Genomic DNA, 16,941 nt, shown 5'->3' with positions numbered 1-16,941 from the left:
GTTCATTCCTCTTTTTTATTGTTTTTTAATGGAGTCATGCTGTCGCGCACTCAAGTCATTCCTCTTTTTTATTGTTTTTTAATGGAGTCATGCTGTCGCGCACTCAAGTCCTTTTTATGCGGTTCTGAACAAATGAGCAACTGAGGTTCTACCTTTTATTACGATGACTATTTTTAGGTCGCAAATTTACGTTTATTGTACGAAAGTTGAAACTTTGAGCGTTATTAACTTTAAATAAAGAAATTCTTTGTTATTTTTACCCAATAATTTCAGTAAACTATGAGTTCTTCCTTTGATAATTTCCAAAAACGACGTTTAATTTCCTCTTATTTCTCAGTAGTGCTAAGTGTATTCTTGGTTTTATTTCTGTTGGGAATATTGGGTCTTTTCATTATAAATTCTAAAAAATTAGCGAACGATTTCAAGGAAAATATTGCTATGACCGTTTTTTTCAAAAACGAAGCCAATGACACGGTATTAAAAGCTTTTGGAACTGAATTAAAAGCAAGTCACTTTGTAAAATCATACGATTATGTAACCAAAGAAGCTGCTGCAAAACAACATACCGATATTATAGGGGAGGATTTCCTGGTATTTCTGGGAGAAAACCCGTTGCAAAATTCGTATGACATTCACCTGAAAGGAGATTATGTAATAAAGGACAGCATCACAAAAATCGAAGCTAGCTTACGCAAAAACGCTATGATTTCCGATATTGTGTATGACAAACAATTAGTAAATCTGGTGAACGACAACATCAAAAAAGTAAGCATGTGGATTTTGATAATCAGCGGTTTTTTGTCTTTTATTGCCGTATTACTGATCAATAGTTCGCTGCGTTTGTCCATACATTCTAACAGATTCATCATTAAGACCATGCAAATGGTAGGTGCTACCAAATCATTTATCAGAAAACCTTTTGTAATGCGAAGTATAAAACTGGGCATGATTGGAGCTTTTTTAGCCATAATAGCCTTGACTGGTGTACTGATTTATATAGAAACCAGTTTTCCAAATCTTGGCATATTAGAAGACAAAGCATTAATTGGACTTGTTTTATTGAGTGTTCTAGGAATTGGTATTTTAATTACCTGGTTAAGCACGCATTTTGCAACACAACGGTTCTTGAATTTAAGAACAGACGATTTATATTAATTTTTACTCGTTGATTTGGCTATTTGTTTACTCAAATTCTCACCATTCAGCGTTTAAATCAATCTCATAAAATGGAAAACAACAACCACAAACCAGAATTTCTTTTTGACAAAATAAATTATAAAATTCTCTTAATCGGGATTGGTGTAATTGCCTTGGGATTTGTTCTAATGGCCGGCGGAGGAAGTGATGATCCAAATGTATTTAGCGAAGACATCTTCAATTTTAGAAGAATTCGACTTGCGCCAACAACTGTTTTAATTGGTTTTGGCATAACTATATATGCCATTCTCAAAAGCCCAAAAAAACAATAAACAGTGACGCATTATAAGTTACAATACTGATTAACAGACTACTAAAAACAGAACACTGATCACGCTATAATGAATACATTACAAGCTTTTTTAATTGCCATAATCGAAGGATTAACAGAATATCTTCCCGTTTCATCCACAGCCCACATGGTTTTCCTAAGTTCCTATTTTGGAATTCAAGAAGATGATTTTGTGAAGCTTTTTCAGGTTTCTATTCAGTTCGGAGCCATTTTAGCCGTTGTAGCTTTATATTGGAAGAAATTTTTTGATTTTTCCTCCAGAAGTATCGCCATCAAATTTTATCTCAAACTCATTTATGCCGTTATTCCAGCACTGGTTTTAGGAAAGTTATTTGACGAAACGATTGAAGCCGTTCTTGGAGATCCTATTCCTATTGCGATCGTATTGATTATCGGAGGTGTAATTCTACTTTTTATTGACAGTCGTTTTCAAAGCCCCACTGTCATTCAAGAAGAAGATATTACTGTAAAAAAAGCTGTAATTATTGGTTTCTGGCAATGTTTAGCCATGATGCCGGGGACAAGTCGTTCCGCTGCCTCGATAATTGGGGGAATGCAACAAGGATTAACGCGGCATGCTGCGGCAGAATTCTCTTTCTTTTTGGCCGTGCCAACAATGATGGCGGTAACATGCTATTCTGTGTTCTTGAAAACCTACGAAACTTCACAAATGAAAGGCTATGAATTGATTTTAAAGTCTAACGAAAACATCCAATTATTCCTGATTGGTAATGTCGTGGCTTTTATCGTTGCCATTATAGCAATTAAATTTTTTATTGAAATTATCAAAAAATATGGTTTCAAACCATGGGGCTGGTACCGAATAATTGTAGGTATCTTTTTATTGATCTACTTTTCATATTCTAAATAATTCCTTTTGAAGACAGCCGAAGATTACCAAAACGGACAAATTTTACTGATTGACAAACCTTTGAACTGGACTTCTTTTCAGGCGGTGAATAAATTGAAATGGGCATTAATCACTAAACTGAATCTGCCAAAAAAATTCAAGATAGGTCACGCTGGAACGTTAGACCCTTTGGCAACCGGATTACTGTTAGTTTGTACCGGAAAATTCACCAAAAGAATCACTGAACTTCAGGGTCAAGCCAAAGAATATACCGGAACTTTTTACATTGGAGCGACTACGCCTTCGTATGATTTAGAAACGGAGATCGATCAAACTTTCTCGACAGATCATATTGATGATGCTTTAATCCATGATACCCTAAAACAGTTTCTAGGCGAAATAGATCAAAAACCCCCTATTTATTCGGCTATAAAAAAAGATGGCGTGCGCTTGTATGAACATGCCAGAGCAGGAGAAACTGTTGAAATTGCCACCAGAAAAACAACGATTCACGAATTTGAAATTACCAGAATTGCACTTCCTGAAATAGACTTTAGAGTAGTTTGTAGCAAAGGAACTTACATTCGTTCCTTGGCATTTGATTTTGGAAAAGCCATGGGTTCTGGTTCGCACTTAACGGCTTTACGCCGAACCAAAATTGGCGATTATGATGTAAAGAATGGTGTAGCTGTTACTGTTTTTGAAAATAGTTTAGACTCCAATAATTAGTGTTTTGAGACTTTCAAACCCAATAGTAATCCTAGTTGCATTTTTCAAAACAAGAATAATTTCCAAATTAATTCATCCCTAATTATATCTTTTTTTAATTACTTCGTTCAGCCACGTTTTATGAGAACTTGTTGTGCAGCGTACAACCTGATACAGCTGGGGGCATGCCCAAAAAAAATCCCTCTTAAAACTTCAAAAGGGATTGGTTTATTTTATGTTTTGGAGAAAATTATTCCATTTCTTCCGCGTCTTTGTCTTCTTTCTCCACTGCGTCTTTATAATCCGGATATAAAAACTTATTGTACGGAAAACGGGTAATGTGAATGTGACGTACGGCTTCATAAACACGTTCTCTGAATTCCTCAAAATTTTCTTTGTTGGTAGCCGAAATAAACAGGGCGTTTTCCTCTCCTACTCGACTCATCCAAGTCGATTTCCATTCTTCCAGCGTGTAGTGTCTTGGCGTTTTTTCGGTCATTAAATCATCTTCGTCAATAGTCAAATACTTGTATGCATCAATTTTATTGAAAACCATAATTACCGGTTTGTCATTTGCCTTAATATCCAATAAAGTTTGATTTACGGATGCAATATGATCTTCAAATTCAGGATGCGAAATATCAACTACGTGCAATAACAAATCCGCTTCACGAACCTCATCCAGCGTGCTTTTGAAAGAATCAACTAATTGTGTTGGCAATTTTCTGATAAATCCTACCGTATCCGAAAGCAAGAAAGGCAGGTTTTTAATAACTACTTTTCGGACGGTGGTGTCCAGCGTAGCAAAAAGTTTATTCTCTACAAAAACATCACTTTTGCCAACGGCATTCATCAAGGTTGATTTCCCCACATTAGTATATCCCACCAAGGCCACACGAACCATAGCGCCACGATTGCCGCGCTGCACACCCATTTGCTTGTCGATGGTTTTTATTTTTTCTTTTAATAACGCGATTCGGTCACGAACAATACGTCTGTCGGTTTCAATCTCCGTTTCCCCGGGACCACGCATTCCAATTCCCCCTTTTTGGCGTTCAAGGTGCGTCCACATTCCGGAAAGCCTTGGTAATAAATATTGACATTGCGCTAATTCTACTTGCGTTCTGGCGTACGAAGTTTCAGCACGTTGCGCAAAAATATCCAAGATAAGGTGCGTTCTGTCCAGAATTTTACATTCCGTTATGATTTTAGATATATTTTTTTGTTGTGAAGGTGATAATTCATCATCAAATACCAAAGTCGAGATATCATTTTCTTTTACAAAAAGATGAATCTCTTCAATTTTTCCGGTACCAACAAAAGTCTTGGGATTAGGACGTTCCATTTTTTGCGAAAAACGTTTCACCACTTGCCCTCCTGCGGTAAAAGTCAAAAACTCTAATTCGTCAAGATATTCGCGCAGCTTCTCTTCACTTTGGTTTTGAGTTACAATACCAACTATAGCCGTCTTTTCGAAATTTATTACTTCTTTTTCTAACATATTTTTGAATAAGTTACAAATTTAATGATTTGTAAGGGACTTATTGAGTTCTGGGTTTATAAAAAATTAGAAGCCGTAAATAATGATAGTTTTTTGGTCGATCCGAAAATTATACTGCTGAAATGTTTTCCTGCGAATAAAATAAATTCAGCCCTGTATTTCTGCAGATGAAACTGCTATTTAACTCCAGAACGAGAAAAGTTTTGCCACAAATCACCATTTGATTTTAAAAAATCAGTGAAAATTCGGATAATTCGTGGCTAAAAAAATTTGCCGAATTTGCAGTTATTTTAAAAATTTTTATTCTTGCCTCGCACACATTAAATGTTAGTTCTATTTTAATAAAGTGCATCATTTGAAAACAGTTTCGGCGCTAATTTTGACCTACTATCAATTAAATTGAACAAAACAGTACATCATTCCAAATTTTATTCCACTGGAAAGAGTGTGAAATAAACAATAAAGAGTTTACTTTTACTTTTTAAGAAATTGCAGCGATAACTACAATTTTGTTACTGTTTTAAATAAAACGATTTCATAAAAATCAAGCCGAATTATAAAACCAAAAATCAATTAGTAATTTATATTCAATAAAAATGAAGCATTATCTTTTTTCACTACTATTCACTTTAACGTTCTTGAGTAACGTTGCGGCACAACAATTAAAATCACCCAACCAAAAATTCACAATGGATTTTTCATTGTTAAGTGATGGCACTCCAAGTTACACTTTGAGCTACAAAAATAACGTCGTTATAAAACCTAGTAAACTGGGTCTCGAACTAAAAAGCGACAAAAAAACAATGTTGTATGATTTGACATATAGTACTAATCCCGCTGAAAAAAAATTGCTTTTTGATAAAAATTCGTTGTTAAATAATTTCACGATAACAGATACCCAAACAGCCACTTTTGATGAAAACTGGAAACCCGTTTGGGGAGAAGTAGCTTCCATTCGCAATCATTATAACGAATTGGCAGTAACCTTAAATCAAAAAGAAACAGACAGAAAGATTGTGATTCGTTTCCGTTTGTTTGACGATGGTTTAGGATTTCGTTATGAATTTCCCTCGCAAAAAAACCTTACTTATTTTGTAATTAAAGAAGAAAGAACTCAGTTTGCCATGACAGGAGATCATACTGCATTTTGGATTCCGGGTGATTATGACACTCAAGAATACGATTACACCACATCAAAATTATCGGAAATCCGAGGTTTATCAGAAAAAGCAACTACCGCAAATGTTTCTCAAAAGTCTTTTTCGACAACAGGAGTACAGACTTCGCTAATGCTAAAAACAGCAGATGGATTGTATATCAATCTACATGAAGCAGCATTAATCAATTATTCGTGTATGCATTTGAATCTAGATGATAAAAATATGGTATTCGAATCTTGGTTAACACCAGATGCCAAAGGAGACAAAGGATATATGCAGGCTCCAAATCATACGCCTTGGCGTACAATAATTGTTAGTGATGACGCAAGAGAAATTCTGGCTTCAAAAATGACATTGAACTTAAATGACCCAAACAAAATTGAAGATACATCATGGATAAAACCCGTTAAATATGTAGGTGTTTGGTGGGAAATGATCACTGGAAAAAGTTCTTGGGCGTATACGGATGAATTTCCAACGGTACAACTTGGCGTTAGTGATTTTTCAAAAGCGAAACCTAATGGAAAACACGGTGCCAACAACACTAATGTAAAAAAATACATTGATTTTGCCGCTAAACACGGTTTTGATGCCGTTTTAGTAGAAGGCTGGAATGAAGGTTGGGAAGACTGGTTTGGTCATTCCAAAGATTATGTTTTTGATTTTCTGACTGCATATCCGGATTTTGACGTCAAAGGATTGCATGAATATGCCAAATCAAAAGGTATTAAAATGATGATGCACCATGAAACTTCAGGATCTGTGCGTAACTATGAGCGCCACATGGATAAAGCGTATCAGTTTATGAAAGACAATGGATACGATGCTGTAAAAAGTGGTTATGTAGGTGATATTATGCCAAGAGGCGAAAACCACTACAGCCAATGGATTGTCAATCACTTTCAATATGCTTTGGAAAAAGCAGCCGAATATAAAATTATGTTGAATGCTCACGAAGCGGTTCGTCCAACGGGAATTTCAAGAACCTATCCCAATTTAATTGGTAACGAAGCAGCAAGAGGAACAGAATACCAAGCTTTTGGTGGTTCTAAACCCAATCACGTGACAGTGTTGCCTTTTACCCGTTTAGTGGGCGGACCGATGGATTATACGCCTGGAATTTTTGAAATGGATTTGAGTAAAATGAACAAGGACAACAACTCCCATGTAAACAGTACAATTGCTAATCAATTGGCATTGTACGTAACGATGTACAGTCCCTTACAAATGGCGGCTGATACACCGGAAAATTACGATCGTTTTCCTGATGCTTTTCAGTTCATCAAAGATGTAGCCGTAGATTGGTCTGACAGCAAATACCTTGAAGCAGAACCTGGTCAATATGTTACTGTTGCGCGTAAAGCAAAAGTGACGAACAATTGGTTTATTGGTAATGTAAATGGCGATACTTCTCGTACATCAACCATCAAATTTGATTTTTTGGAAAAAGGAAAAAAATATGTTGCCACTATTTATGCTGATGCAAAAGAGGCACATTATAAAACCAATCCACAAGCGTATACGATTCGTAAAATGACGGTGACTAACAAATCAAAACTGGCACAACTCAGTGCTCCCGGTGGAGGTTATGCGATAAGTATTGTCGAAATCAAAAAGTAAATAACTACAAAAGGCTATCCGAAAAGATAGCCTTTTGTGAATTTATAATAGTCTTTAACTAATTTACTTTGATCAGTTTAACATTGAAAACAAGAACAGATCCTGCTGGAATAGGTCCACTACCGTTGCTTCCATAACCCAGATGAGAAGGAATTAAAAGAACTCCGTTTCCTCCTTCTTTAAAAAAGGGAATACCTTCTGTCCATCCTTTTATCACTTGGTTCAAACCAAATGAAATGCCTGAAGCATCACTTTGATCAAAAACATTTCCATTAGTAAAATATCCTTTGTAGGCTACTGTTACATTAGATGAAGCTGTTGGTTGAACGCCAGTTCCCGATTCATTAACCACATAATACAATCCTGAATCGGTTTTTGTGGCAGTCAATTTATTTTTCGCAATGTAATCCACGATTTCTTTTTCGTTTTGAACCGTGTAATCAACAGGTTTAGATGCTTCGTTATCCGATAAACAAGAAACAAATAATAAAGAAATTAAGGCTAATAAAGTAGATTTCATAATTTAATTTAAACGTTAATGCTGCAAATATAGTAATTCGAGCAAAGCCTTTTATAAAAATTATTTATCACCAAAAATCTGGACGTCATCTACTTGAAAAGCGCCATCCAAAGCCAGATTTTTTCCGGAGCCTGTATATTTAAAAGCAATGCTGATTTTACCTTGGTATGCAGATAAATCTACTGCGCCACTTCCTATAAATTGATACCAAGGCGTGGCTTGTTTGGGCAAATTAACCATTAAGGGAATCCAAGTGGCAGTTGCAAAATTCAATCCGTCAAAATTACTGGAAGCATACACTTCCAAGGAATTTAACTGGGAATCAACGTCTAAATGATGCTGAGCGCTTCTAAAAGTAAGGACTTCTTTCGTATGAACATCCATGTCAATTTTTGGCGAAATCAACCAAGCCACATTCGAAACAACTTTAGTTCCGCTAATGGCAAACTCGGCATACCCGTTACCGGAATAAACGGTGCCTTTCCAGAAAAGTGTTCCTTTTTGAACCATATTTGCCCAGCCGGGAAGACTCAAATTCGACTTATCGACAACTTTTTCAAAATCTTGAGAGAAAAAAGGAACAGCTCTGCTTCCAGTCATCACCACATCTTTTTCGGAACGCGGCAATAATTGGTAATCCGTTCCGTATTTCGTCAAAATACCCCTTACTTTTCCGCTCCCATCGGGAACAACTTTAGTCGAAAAATCAGAAAAACTACTCGTTCTAAAATAGACTTGATTGCCTAATTTATCTACTAATCCCCAATTTGTCGCACCGCCCACATTATTGGTTTCCTCAAAATAATGACGCCCTATGGCCAAAGCTGAAAACTGAACATCAGACAATTCGACCAACGTATTCAAATTAGAATCATTCAGCAGTTCCGCCATGGTTAACGACCGAACCAAAACCTCCTCCTTTACATTCCTACACGACGCATTCAACACTTTTTTATACTCATTTTGTGAAAGTCGCCCCACGCCACCTTCATTATAGGAATTCACAAAAATACTTCCGATACGCATCCCGCCAAATGAAATATCCGTATATTGATCTTTCAATTTTATATATACTTTATTGCCCAATCTATAGTCAATATACAAGTTGGTAGCATCCACAGGAACGCTAAATCCTATGGCTGGCGTTGTGGCTGTTGCCAAAGTCTGAAAGGAAATCGACTTGAAAAAATTTCCCGATTCATCGCTGGAAACCACATACGCCTCGATGACATCCTCGTATTTATACTGTGTTACAATGGCATTCGCAACAGCAAGAACTTCGTTAACTGTTTTATTTACAACTAAATCCGGCTGGGTGCAAATGAGTTTTGGAGCCACAACCTCATCCGTTACGCAACTGCTGAAAGTGATTGTCAACAGTAAAAATAGAACCGGTTTGCAGAATATTGATTTCATGTGCTTTAATTTATAAATTGATATAAAGATTGACGAAATACGTTCTTCCGTATCCGTAAAAATATTTTGGTCCAAAAGAAGGCGTGCCACTGGAAACATCTTGATTAATTTGTCTGAAATTTGCGTTTCGGGCTTGTTCATAACCACCCGTTTTATAGGTAACATCGAGTACATTATTGATGCTGGCAAAAATCCCAACATTCTTTCCGTAAATTCTCCATGATTTTCCACCCACAAGGTTGAGCAACATCGTTGGATCAAATTTTTCTTGTTTTATGAGTACTGTAGCCCGTTCCTCCGTTGCCTCTGGAAAATTGAAACCGCTTGCGGGATTTTTATAAAATATTTCGGTTCTGGAAATAGGAGAAATATCAATATAACTGTTGGTGAGGTAATTTACATTGGCGCTAATCCACCAATATTTTGGATCTCGATATTCAATTCCCACGGAATACGCGCGTTGTGGCATTCCCGCTTGCTTATAATTTTTGAGGGAAGCTGTTCCAAAATCAAAAACCGGACTGGTATTTTCTGGAGTTGCTTCAGCATCGTTTGTCAAAGTCACTCTTGGATTACTGTCATACGTATATTCCCCGAAAGCGGCCGAAAAAGTGGTTTTAAATGTTTGGCTTAATTGGTATTCCAAACTGAATTCAGCCCCTACATTTTTCTTATTCAATTGTGTTAATGTCTGACTCACAAAAGCATCGGTATTTAAATAACCGGAGCCATCATCAAAAATTCCTTCGGCATAAAAAAAGGAAATTTGAGTAGCATTTTTAATTAAGGAATAATACGCAGTTAGTCTGGCTTTGAGTTTTGGGGAACGATAGATGTAACTGGCGTCCAAACTGCTGATGTTCTCACTTTCAATTCCGTCTACAATCACATTATTCAATCGGGAATTCGCAAACGTATTTTTCAAAGAAGGTGCTTTGGTTAAATGCGCCGCATTAAAAGTCACCAGCTGTTTGCCGGAGATTTTGAAATTGAATCCGGCTTTGAAGCCAAAGTTTTCAAATGCTATTTTTTCGCTTTTCCCGAAGGAATTGGTTTCATAAATTCCGTTTTTGTACAGACCTTCCCTTTGATAATTGGCAGTAGAAAAATGCTGGGCCAGATAAAAATCCGCTTTGTTGTAGGTGAATTTGAATTGGGTAAACGCTTCTACAGTATTGGCAAAATAATTATAGTTGTATCCGTACGTATCCCCAACAACTACTTGACGGTCGGGACTATTCAAATCAGACTGGGATTGATTTCCACTATAAAAAGCATCGACATCTTCAAAATAGGAACCGCCAAGCAAGTCCAACAATTTTTGTGAATTATGCGATTTTAGTTTTTTGAAAGATGCTCCTGCATTCAAAAAAATATTTTCCGACAGTTGCGCACTCAAATTTGTTGTGGCCACCGCTGTCTGATCTTCTACTTGATCTTCATACAAAACATACTTGCTTTTTGTGGGTTCGTAGCCCGTAATTGTTCCATTAGCATCCAAAACCGGATTTTGATTGGCTCGGTACAATGCGGTCCAATCAATTTGCAAATTGGCTAAAAATTCCGCTTTACTTTTTTCTGCATTTTCATAATCCGGAGTAAATGCACCCGAGAATTCTCCATTATCCGGCGCATAAAGAGAGCTGTAATAACTGGGCATATTTCGATAATACGTTGGATCAGGACTATTCGCATTTTGATAATCGATGTTGCTGTTGGCAATTGTTCCAAATTGATACGTCACACTCGAATTCAAATTGGTTTTATCATTGATTTTAAAATAATGATTCAGCATTATCATGGGTTCTTCAATGGTTTTGATGCGAGCGTTTCTTTTTTCATTCTCTTGAAAACCCCAATACGAATTGTATTTTACGTTTGTCAATTGGGTAACTTCAGCTGTATTAGGGGAATTTTTGGCTCTGGAATTCGGGGTGTACAGTGCCGTGAGATTCAACGAATGCTTCTCGCCTACTTTTTTTTCGAGACTTATAAAAAAGGAATTCGCATCATAACTGCTGCCTTCAAAATACCCTTCTTGCGCCCAGCGCTTTCCTGCCGAAACTACAAAAGCCCAGCCACGGGAATTCATTCCGGAAGCATGCGTAGCCATGGTGCGCCAACTGTAATTGGTATTGGTCCCAGAAAATGAAATTCGAGAACCTGGTCTGTAAATAGAGGCTCGCATATTGATTTCCTGTGTCCCTAAAATACCCCCAAACGTATAATCCGAAGGGGCAGTTCCCAAGGTAAATTCCTGATTACGTAGCGCGTCATTCAATCCGCCCCATGCACCCCATTGCGGTCTGCCGTCATAAATTTTATTCATCGAAACGCCATTGATCATCATTGTGGAATGTTCGCTGTCTAATCCCCGAACTCTAAAACGAGCTTGTCCCCAGTTGAAAGCGGCAGCTTGCAAAAAAGCATCTCGGGAGGATTGCAAGAGTCCGGAAGTACTTTCGGAACTGCTGTTGTCTTCGCCAAAATCACTTTCAATAAGTGTGATGATACTGTTTTGCTGCTCTATGGATTGGTCTTGTTCTAAAGATATGGTTCCCAAATCCAGCATTTGTCCTTCGGTAATTTCAACGGGATACAAGCCATCTTTGAAACCCTGACTGTGTACCAGAAGCAAAATATTTCCTGTGGGAACGGTATCAAAACTGAAATTACCATCCGTTTTAGTGAGTTGCATTAAAGTCGTATTTTGAACACTGACCACCACAAAACCTAACGAAATTTGCGTTTTTGAATCGATGATTTTTCCAAAAAACCCTGTGTTATTTTGTGCTGTAATGCATCCTAGATGAACCATGAAAAAAAAAGCTACGTAAAAATTATTCATATATTCAAACGATGAGGGTTCTATTTAATAAAAATTATAAATTCCAATAAAAAGTTCAACCGTTACAATGAATTGCAACGGTTGAACTAAAACATAGAAAGCGTCATCCGAAAGGGAATAACTTTGAAAACAATTAAAAATAAATTTTGGAAAAATGGTATAAAACCTTACTACTATAATGCTGAAAAAAGTGGTATTTAAAATTCAGCCTGTTGTCACGAACGAATTATAATGTTAAATGTACAAAAAAATACTAACATATTGATTTTCAAAAATAAATTCCCCTTTAGGCTAAAAATAAAAAACATAAAAAAAACATCTCGATTTTAGTTGAAAATTTCATTCGTTTCAAAGGATCTCAAGCTTATTTATTCAAAATTTGTCTGTTGTTTTTACTTCAATGCTAGCGAGTTTATCGATTTGAAGACCTGATAAAAGGGAAAGTCTTTTTTATTCTTCAGAAAAGGCATCTAAAAATACCCCAATTGTCAGGTAACTTTTAAAATTTGTCCTGAAACTTCGGGATAAAACTTAAAAGTAGTATTTTTGCACTATGGAAACAAATAGACAGAAAAAAATAGGTGGGGTTATCCAAAAAGATTTGGTTGATATTCTGCAAGGTGAAGTGAGAAAAAATGGAGTAGCTAATTTAATTATCTCGGTATCCAAAGTTACTGTAACTACAGATTTATCAGTGGCGACAGTACATTTAAGCGTTTTTCCTCAGGACAAAGCCAAAGAAATTTTAGAGGCGGTGAAGTCCAATGCTAAAACTATAAAACATGATTTATCACAACGCGTTCGTTTACAATTAAGAAAAGTTCCTAATTTGGTTTTCTTTATTGACGACTCTTTAGATTACATTGAAAAAATTGACAATGCGTTAGCCAACAGAGATAATCCTATAGAAAACAGGGATCTTTTAGACAAACGCAGATTCCAATAAAGTTTGAATTTCTCCCTCTACATAGCCAAACGATACATCCTCAGCAATAGTAAAAACAATGCTATAAACATCATCAATCGCATTGCCAGCATGGGAATTATTGTTGGTGCAATGGCTTTGTTTGTGGTTTTATCCGTTTTTAGCGGGCTAAAAGTATTTAGTCTTTCGTTTACCAATGACATCGATCCGGATTTAAAATTGAGCAGTACTTTAGGAAAATCCTTTTTGATCTCTCCCAATCAGGAAAGCCAAATCAAAAGAATAGACGGTCTTGCTTGGTATACCAAAATCATCGAAGAGCGTGTTTTATTTACTTTTGACGGAAAACAACAAGTTACGTACTTAAAAGGGGTTGATGCTAATTTTAGCAAAGTAAATGCTATTGACTCCAAACTTTTCAATGGGCAATGGTTTAAACCTGACACCTATCAAGTAGTTGTTGGGTATGGAATTGCTCAGAAATTCTCGATGGGATTATTGGATTTTAATAATCATTTGGAAGTAATGGTGCCTAAAGCCGGAAAAGGCACGATTGAAAATCAAGAACAGGCTTTTAACAAAACGGATATAATTCCGGTTGGTATTTACGCCATTAGCGAAGATTTAGATTCTAAATATGTTTTTGCTGATTTAGGTTTGGCGCAGGAACTATTGGAATACAAAACCAATCAGGTTTCCGGGATTGAAATCAAAGCAAAAACGGGTGCTGATGAAACTGCTATTATAAATCAACTTCAAACTATTTTTAAGAATAAAATTACCGTAAAAAATAGGGCTCAACTTAACGACTCGCTCTATAAAATGTTGAATACTGAAAATATTGCCGTGTACTTAATCTTTACTCTGGTGATTGTTGTGGCACTGTTCAACTTAATTGGCGCATTGATCATGATGATTTTAGACAAAAAAGGAAATCTAAAAACCTTATTCAATCTGGGAACTGAAATCAAAAATTTGCGAAAAATATTCTTGCTTCAAGGGACTTTATTGAGTGTTTTTGGCGGAATTATTGGGCTAACCTTAGGGATTATAATTGTACTACTTCAAGAAAATTTTCAGCTTGTAATGATTACTCCTACACTGGCTTATCCTGTGATTTTCTCTCTCGAAAATGTACTTATTGTTATGGGGACGATTATTACGCTTGGCTTTATTGCATCCTTAATTGCAAGTAGTCGGGTGAGCAAGAAGTTGTTGGAGTAAGTTTTTTACCGCTAATTTTTAAAAAAATTACTCTTTAGATTTAGCAAAGATGTTTAATTAATAAGCTATTATAAATTAGCGAATTGGCGGTAGAAGTTGATTAATATATACTGCTTAAACCAACTCATATCCCGCATACGCTTCTTCGATTTCATTCAAAGAAGCGAATAATTCTTCAGGACGATCTAGTGTAACTAATTTTTGCTTGTGGGTTTTAAAAGAATGGATTCCCTTAAAATAATTGGTGTAATGCGGACGCGTTTCTACAATTCCTAAGCGTTCTCCTTTCCATTCCATGGCCCAAGTGAGGTGATTGCGAACGGCTTCTACTCTATCGATAACGGTAGGTTTTGGCAAATGTTCTCCCGTTTTGAAATAATGTTTGATTTCGTCAAAAATCCAAGGATAACCAATGGCAGCACGACCAATCATAATGCCATCGATACCGTATTCATTTTTATATTGCAATGCTTTTTCTGGAGAATCAATGTCGCCATTACCAAAAATAGGCATCGTGATTCTTGGATTATTTTTAACTCGGGCAATATGCGACCAGTCGGAATGGCCTTTATACATTTGGGCACGAGTTCTGGCGTGAATGCTCAAAGCGGCAACACCAATATCTTGCAAACGCTCTGCTACTTCATCAATATTAATCGAGTTATCGTCCCAACCCAAACGGGTTTTTACGGTTACCGGCAAATGGGTACCTGCAATAACTGCTTTTGTTAACCGAATCATTAAATCAATATCTTTAAGCACTCCGGCGCCGGCACCTTTGCATACTACTTTTTTTACGGGACATCCAAAATTGATATCAATAATATCCGGGTTTACGGTAGAAACAATTTTAGAGGACATGGCCATCGCTTCTTCGTCTCCACCAAAAATCTGAATCCCAACGGGGCGTTCGTAATCAAAGATATCTAATTTCATGCGGCTTTTGATGGCGTCCCGAATCAATCCTTCAGACGAAATAAATTCTGAATACATCATATCGGCACCGTGCGCTTTACACAATCTGCGAAAAGGCGGATCACTCACATCTTCCATTGGTGCGAGAAGTAAAGGGAATTCAGGTAATATTATGTTGCCAATCTTGATCATCGTCCTTATTTTTTTTCAAAATTACGACATTTAGCTGAATAGAAGAAAGAGTAAGGCAGAAAGACTTCTTATTAAAGCGGTTAGTTTACGAATTCGGGACTTTCCTAATCCGTGTTTTTAAAGATGCTATTCTGTCATTATATCTTTTATTTCCTCAAATAAATCCTTCCAAGTTGGATTTATAGAACGAATTAAAGCATTTTTCGCATCTCTTGAACCAGCTTTTATTTGTTTTTCTCTTGCTATCGCATCGCCAATCCACTGAAATTGTTCATAATAAACTAATACATTCACATTATATCGCGCGGAAAATGAGTTAGGGTATCTTTTTTCCTTGTGTTCCAAAATTCTTTGAGGCAGATTTGAAGTAACACCTGTGTATACTACCGTTTGGTATTTGTTTGTGATGATATAGATAAATCCTGGTTTCATAGTTTAAATATTAGGGTTTCTGCGAGGAATGTGGCAATCTTATTTTGCTGCTCCACTGCTGTGCTCTTTTTAGTGGGTTTGCTGCGCTTTGCTCGTAATGACTTGTGTTGGGGTCTTTGCGAGGAACGAAGCAATCCCATTTTGTTGCTCAATTTGCGTGCTCTTTTTAGTGGGTTTGCTTCGTTCCTCGCAATGACTGGTTGGGGTCTTTGCGGGGAACGAAGCAATCCCATTTTGTTGCTCAATTTGCGTGCTCTTTTTAGTGGGTTTGCTTCGTTCCTCGCAATGACTGGTTGGGGTCTTTGCGGGGAACGTGACAGTCCTATTTTGTTGCTCAACTGCTGTGCTCTTTTTAGTGGGTTTGCTTCGTTCCTCGCAATGACTTGTGTTTGGTCTTTGCTCGCAATGACTGGTTGGGGTCTTTGCGAGGAACGAAGCAATCTCACTTTGTGGCTCAATTTGTGTGCTCTTTTTAGTGGGTTTGCTTCGTTCCTCGCAATGACTGGTTGGGGTCTTTGCGGGGAACGTGACAGTCCTATTTTGTTGCTCAACTGCTGTGCTCTTTTTAGTGGGTTTACTTCTCTTTGCTCGCAATGACTGGTTGGGGTCTTTGCGAGGAACGTGGCAATCACACTTTGTTGCTCAACTTGTGTGCGCTTTTTAGTGGGTTTGCTTCGCTTTGCTCGCAATGACTGGTTGGGGTCTCTGCGAGGAATGTGGCAAACTCACTTTGTTGCTCCACTGCTGTGCTCTTTTTAGTGGGTTTGCTGCGCTTTGCTCGCAATGACTGGCTGGGGTCTTTGCTCGCAATGACTGGTTGGGGTCATTGCGAGGAACGTGGCAATCCTATTTTGTTGCTCAATTTGCGTGCTCTTTTTAGTGGGTTTGCTTCCCTTTGCTCGCAATGACTGGTTGGGGTCTTTGCGAGGAACGAAGCAATCTCACTTTGTTGCTCAATTTGTGTGCTCTTTTTAGTGGGTTTGCTTCCCTTTGCTCGCAATGACTGGTTGGGGTCTTTGCGAGGAACGAAGCAATCTCACTTTGTTGCTCAATTTGTGTGCTCTTTTTAGTGGGTTTGCTTCGTTCCTCGCAATGACTTGTGTTTGGTCTTTGCTCGCAATGACTGGTTGGGGTCTTTGCG

The 16,941-nt window shown here is 37.2% G+C and carries 13 protein-coding genes; 7 read left to right on the top strand and 6 right to left on the bottom strand.

Features of this window, described 5'->3' with window-relative positions; all coding sequences use genetic code 11:
• Positions 1-279: 279 nt before the first annotated feature.
• The 4 genes from EKM00_RS11400 to truB all read left to right on the top strand — a co-directional run bounded on the left by EKM00_RS11400 (position 280) and on the right by truB (position 3,068).
• Positions 280-1,155, top strand: a complete 876-nt coding sequence (locus EKM00_RS11400; RefSeq protein ID WP_126516266.1) for a cell division protein FtsX — start codon at positions 280-282, stop codon at positions 1,153-1,155.
• A 71-nt stretch (positions 1,156-1,226) separates the two neighbouring features.
• Positions 1,227-1,469, top strand: coding sequence for a DUF3098 domain-containing protein (locus EKM00_RS11395; RefSeq protein WP_126455479.1), 243 nt, complete (start codon positions 1,227-1,229; stop codon positions 1,467-1,469).
• 69 nt (positions 1,470-1,538) lie between these two features.
• The gene (locus tag EKM00_RS11390; protein WP_126516265.1) at positions 1,539-2,360 is read left to right on the top strand and encodes an undecaprenyl-diphosphate phosphatase; all 822 of its coding nucleotides are present in this window, start codon (positions 1,539-1,541) and stop codon (positions 2,358-2,360) included.
• Between the two features lie 6 nt (positions 2,361-2,366).
• Positions 2,367-3,068 carry a tRNA pseudouridine(55) synthase TruB gene (truB, locus tag EKM00_RS11385; protein WP_126516264.1) on the top strand — a complete coding sequence of 234 codons (702 nt, stop codon included), beginning with the start codon at positions 2,367-2,369 and terminating at the stop codon, positions 3,066-3,068.
• 229 nt (positions 3,069-3,297) lie between these two features.
• Here truB and hflX read toward each other — a convergent pair whose 3' ends face one another.
• A complete protein-coding gene (hflX, locus tag EKM00_RS11380; RefSeq protein WP_126516263.1) occupies positions 3,298-4,548 on the bottom strand; it encodes a GTPase HflX in 1,251 nt (416 codons plus the stop codon).
• A 596-nt stretch (positions 4,549-5,144) separates the two neighbouring features.
• Between hflX and EKM00_RS11375 the strand changes: the two genes are divergently transcribed.
• The gene (locus EKM00_RS11375; protein ID WP_126516262.1) at positions 5,145-7,328 is read left to right on the top strand and encodes a glycoside hydrolase family 97 protein; all 2,184 of its coding nucleotides are present in this window, start codon (positions 5,145-5,147) and stop codon (positions 7,326-7,328) included.
• 58 nt (positions 7,329-7,386) lie between these two features.
• Here the strand turns inward: EKM00_RS11375 and EKM00_RS11370 are convergent, their stop codons facing one another.
• The 3 genes from EKM00_RS11370 to EKM00_RS11360 are packed head-to-tail and all read right to left on the bottom strand — an operon-like array spanning position 7,387 to position 12,112.
• Complete coding sequence (locus EKM00_RS11370; RefSeq protein WP_126516261.1) at positions 7,387-7,848, bottom strand: FKBP-type peptidyl-prolyl cis-trans isomerase; 462 nt, start codon at positions 7,846-7,848, stop codon at positions 7,387-7,389.
• Positions 7,849-7,908: 60 nt separating this feature from the next.
• Entirely contained in the window at positions 7,909-9,264 is a 1,356-nt protein-coding gene (locus tag EKM00_RS11365; protein WP_126516260.1) for a DUF5689 domain-containing protein, read from the bottom strand.
• Between the two features lie 10 nt (positions 9,265-9,274).
• The gene (locus EKM00_RS11360) at positions 9,275-12,112 is read right to left on the bottom strand and encodes a carboxypeptidase-like regulatory domain-containing protein (RefSeq protein ID WP_126516259.1); all 2,838 of its coding nucleotides are present in this window, start codon (positions 12,110-12,112) and stop codon (positions 9,275-9,277) included.
• A 553-nt stretch (positions 12,113-12,665) separates the two neighbouring features.
• On the opposite strand from EKM00_RS11360, the gene rbfA reads away from it, so the two are divergent.
• Both rbfA and EKM00_RS11350 read left to right on the top strand, forming a co-directional pair.
• A complete protein-coding gene (gene rbfA / locus EKM00_RS11355) occupies positions 12,666-13,058 on the top strand; it encodes a 30S ribosome-binding factor RbfA (RefSeq protein ID WP_126452046.1) in 393 nt (130 codons plus the stop codon).
• Positions 13,059-13,061: 3 nt separating this feature from the next.
• On the top strand, positions 13,062-14,261 hold the full coding sequence (locus tag EKM00_RS11350) for an ABC transporter permease (protein ID WP_126516258.1): 1,200 nt from the start codon (positions 13,062-13,064) through the stop codon (positions 14,259-14,261).
• A 114-nt stretch (positions 14,262-14,375) separates the two neighbouring features.
• On the opposite strand, the gene dusB is transcribed toward EKM00_RS11350, so the two are convergent.
• Together dusB and EKM00_RS11340 are read right to left on the bottom strand one after the other, a co-directional pair.
• Positions 14,376-15,368 carry a tRNA dihydrouridine synthase DusB gene (dusB, locus tag EKM00_RS11345; protein WP_126516257.1) on the bottom strand — a complete coding sequence of 331 codons (993 nt, stop codon included), beginning with the start codon at positions 15,366-15,368 and terminating at the stop codon, positions 14,376-14,378.
• A gap of 126 nt (positions 15,369-15,494) precedes the next feature.
• Positions 15,495-15,800 (bottom strand): GIY-YIG nuclease family protein, encoded by a 306-nt coding sequence (locus tag EKM00_RS11340; protein ID WP_126516256.1) that lies wholly within the window; start codon positions 15,798-15,800, stop codon positions 15,495-15,497.
• Positions 15,801-16,941: the final 1,141 nt, after the last annotated feature.

This window comes from Flavobacterium sp. RSP15, from assembly GCF_003968755.1.
Lineage (GTDB): Bacteria > Bacteroidota > Bacteroidia > Flavobacteriales > Flavobacteriaceae > Flavobacterium.
The sequence above is the reverse complement of the archived record's forward strand: the minus strand, read 5'-3'. Positions and strand labels throughout refer to the sequence as shown.

Bases quoted from the DNA above. Each gene is read 5' to 3' on its own strand.
- EKM00_RS11370 (WP_126516261.1), bottom strand. From the start codon at position 7,848: ATGAAATCTACTTTATTAGCCTTAATTTCTTTATTATTTGTTTCTTGT.
- EKM00_RS11395 (WP_126455479.1), top strand. From the start codon at position 1,227: ATGGAAAACAACAACCACAAACCAGAATTTCTTTTTGACAAAATAAAT.
- EKM00_RS11365 (WP_126516260.1), bottom strand. From the start codon at position 9,264: ATGAAATCAATATTCTGCAAACCGGTTCTATTTTTACTGTTGACAATC.
- EKM00_RS11390 (WP_126516265.1), top strand. From the start codon at position 1,539: ATGAATACATTACAAGCTTTTTTAATTGCCATAATCGAAGGATTAACA.
- EKM00_RS11340 (WP_126516256.1), bottom strand. From the start codon at position 15,800: ATGAAACCAGGATTTATCTATATCATCACAAACAAATACCAAACGGTA.
- EKM00_RS11360 (WP_126516259.1), bottom strand. From the start codon at position 12,112: ATGAATAATTTTTACGTAGCTTTTTTTTTCATGGTTCATCTAGGATGC.
- hflX (WP_126516263.1), bottom strand. From the start codon at position 4,548: ATGTTAGAAAAAGAAGTAATAAATTTCGAAAAGACGGCTATAGTTGGT.
- rbfA (WP_126452046.1), top strand. From the start codon at position 12,666: ATGGAAACAAATAGACAGAAAAAAATAGGTGGGGTTATCCAAAAAGAT.
- EKM00_RS11375 (WP_126516262.1), top strand. From the start codon at position 5,145: ATGAAGCATTATCTTTTTTCACTACTATTCACTTTAACGTTCTTGAGT.
- dusB (WP_126516257.1), bottom strand. From the start codon at position 15,368: ATGATCAAGATTGGCAACATAATATTACCTGAATTCCCTTTACTTCTC.
- EKM00_RS11400 (WP_126516266.1), top strand. From the start codon at position 280: ATGAGTTCTTCCTTTGATAATTTCCAAAAACGACGTTTAATTTCCTCT.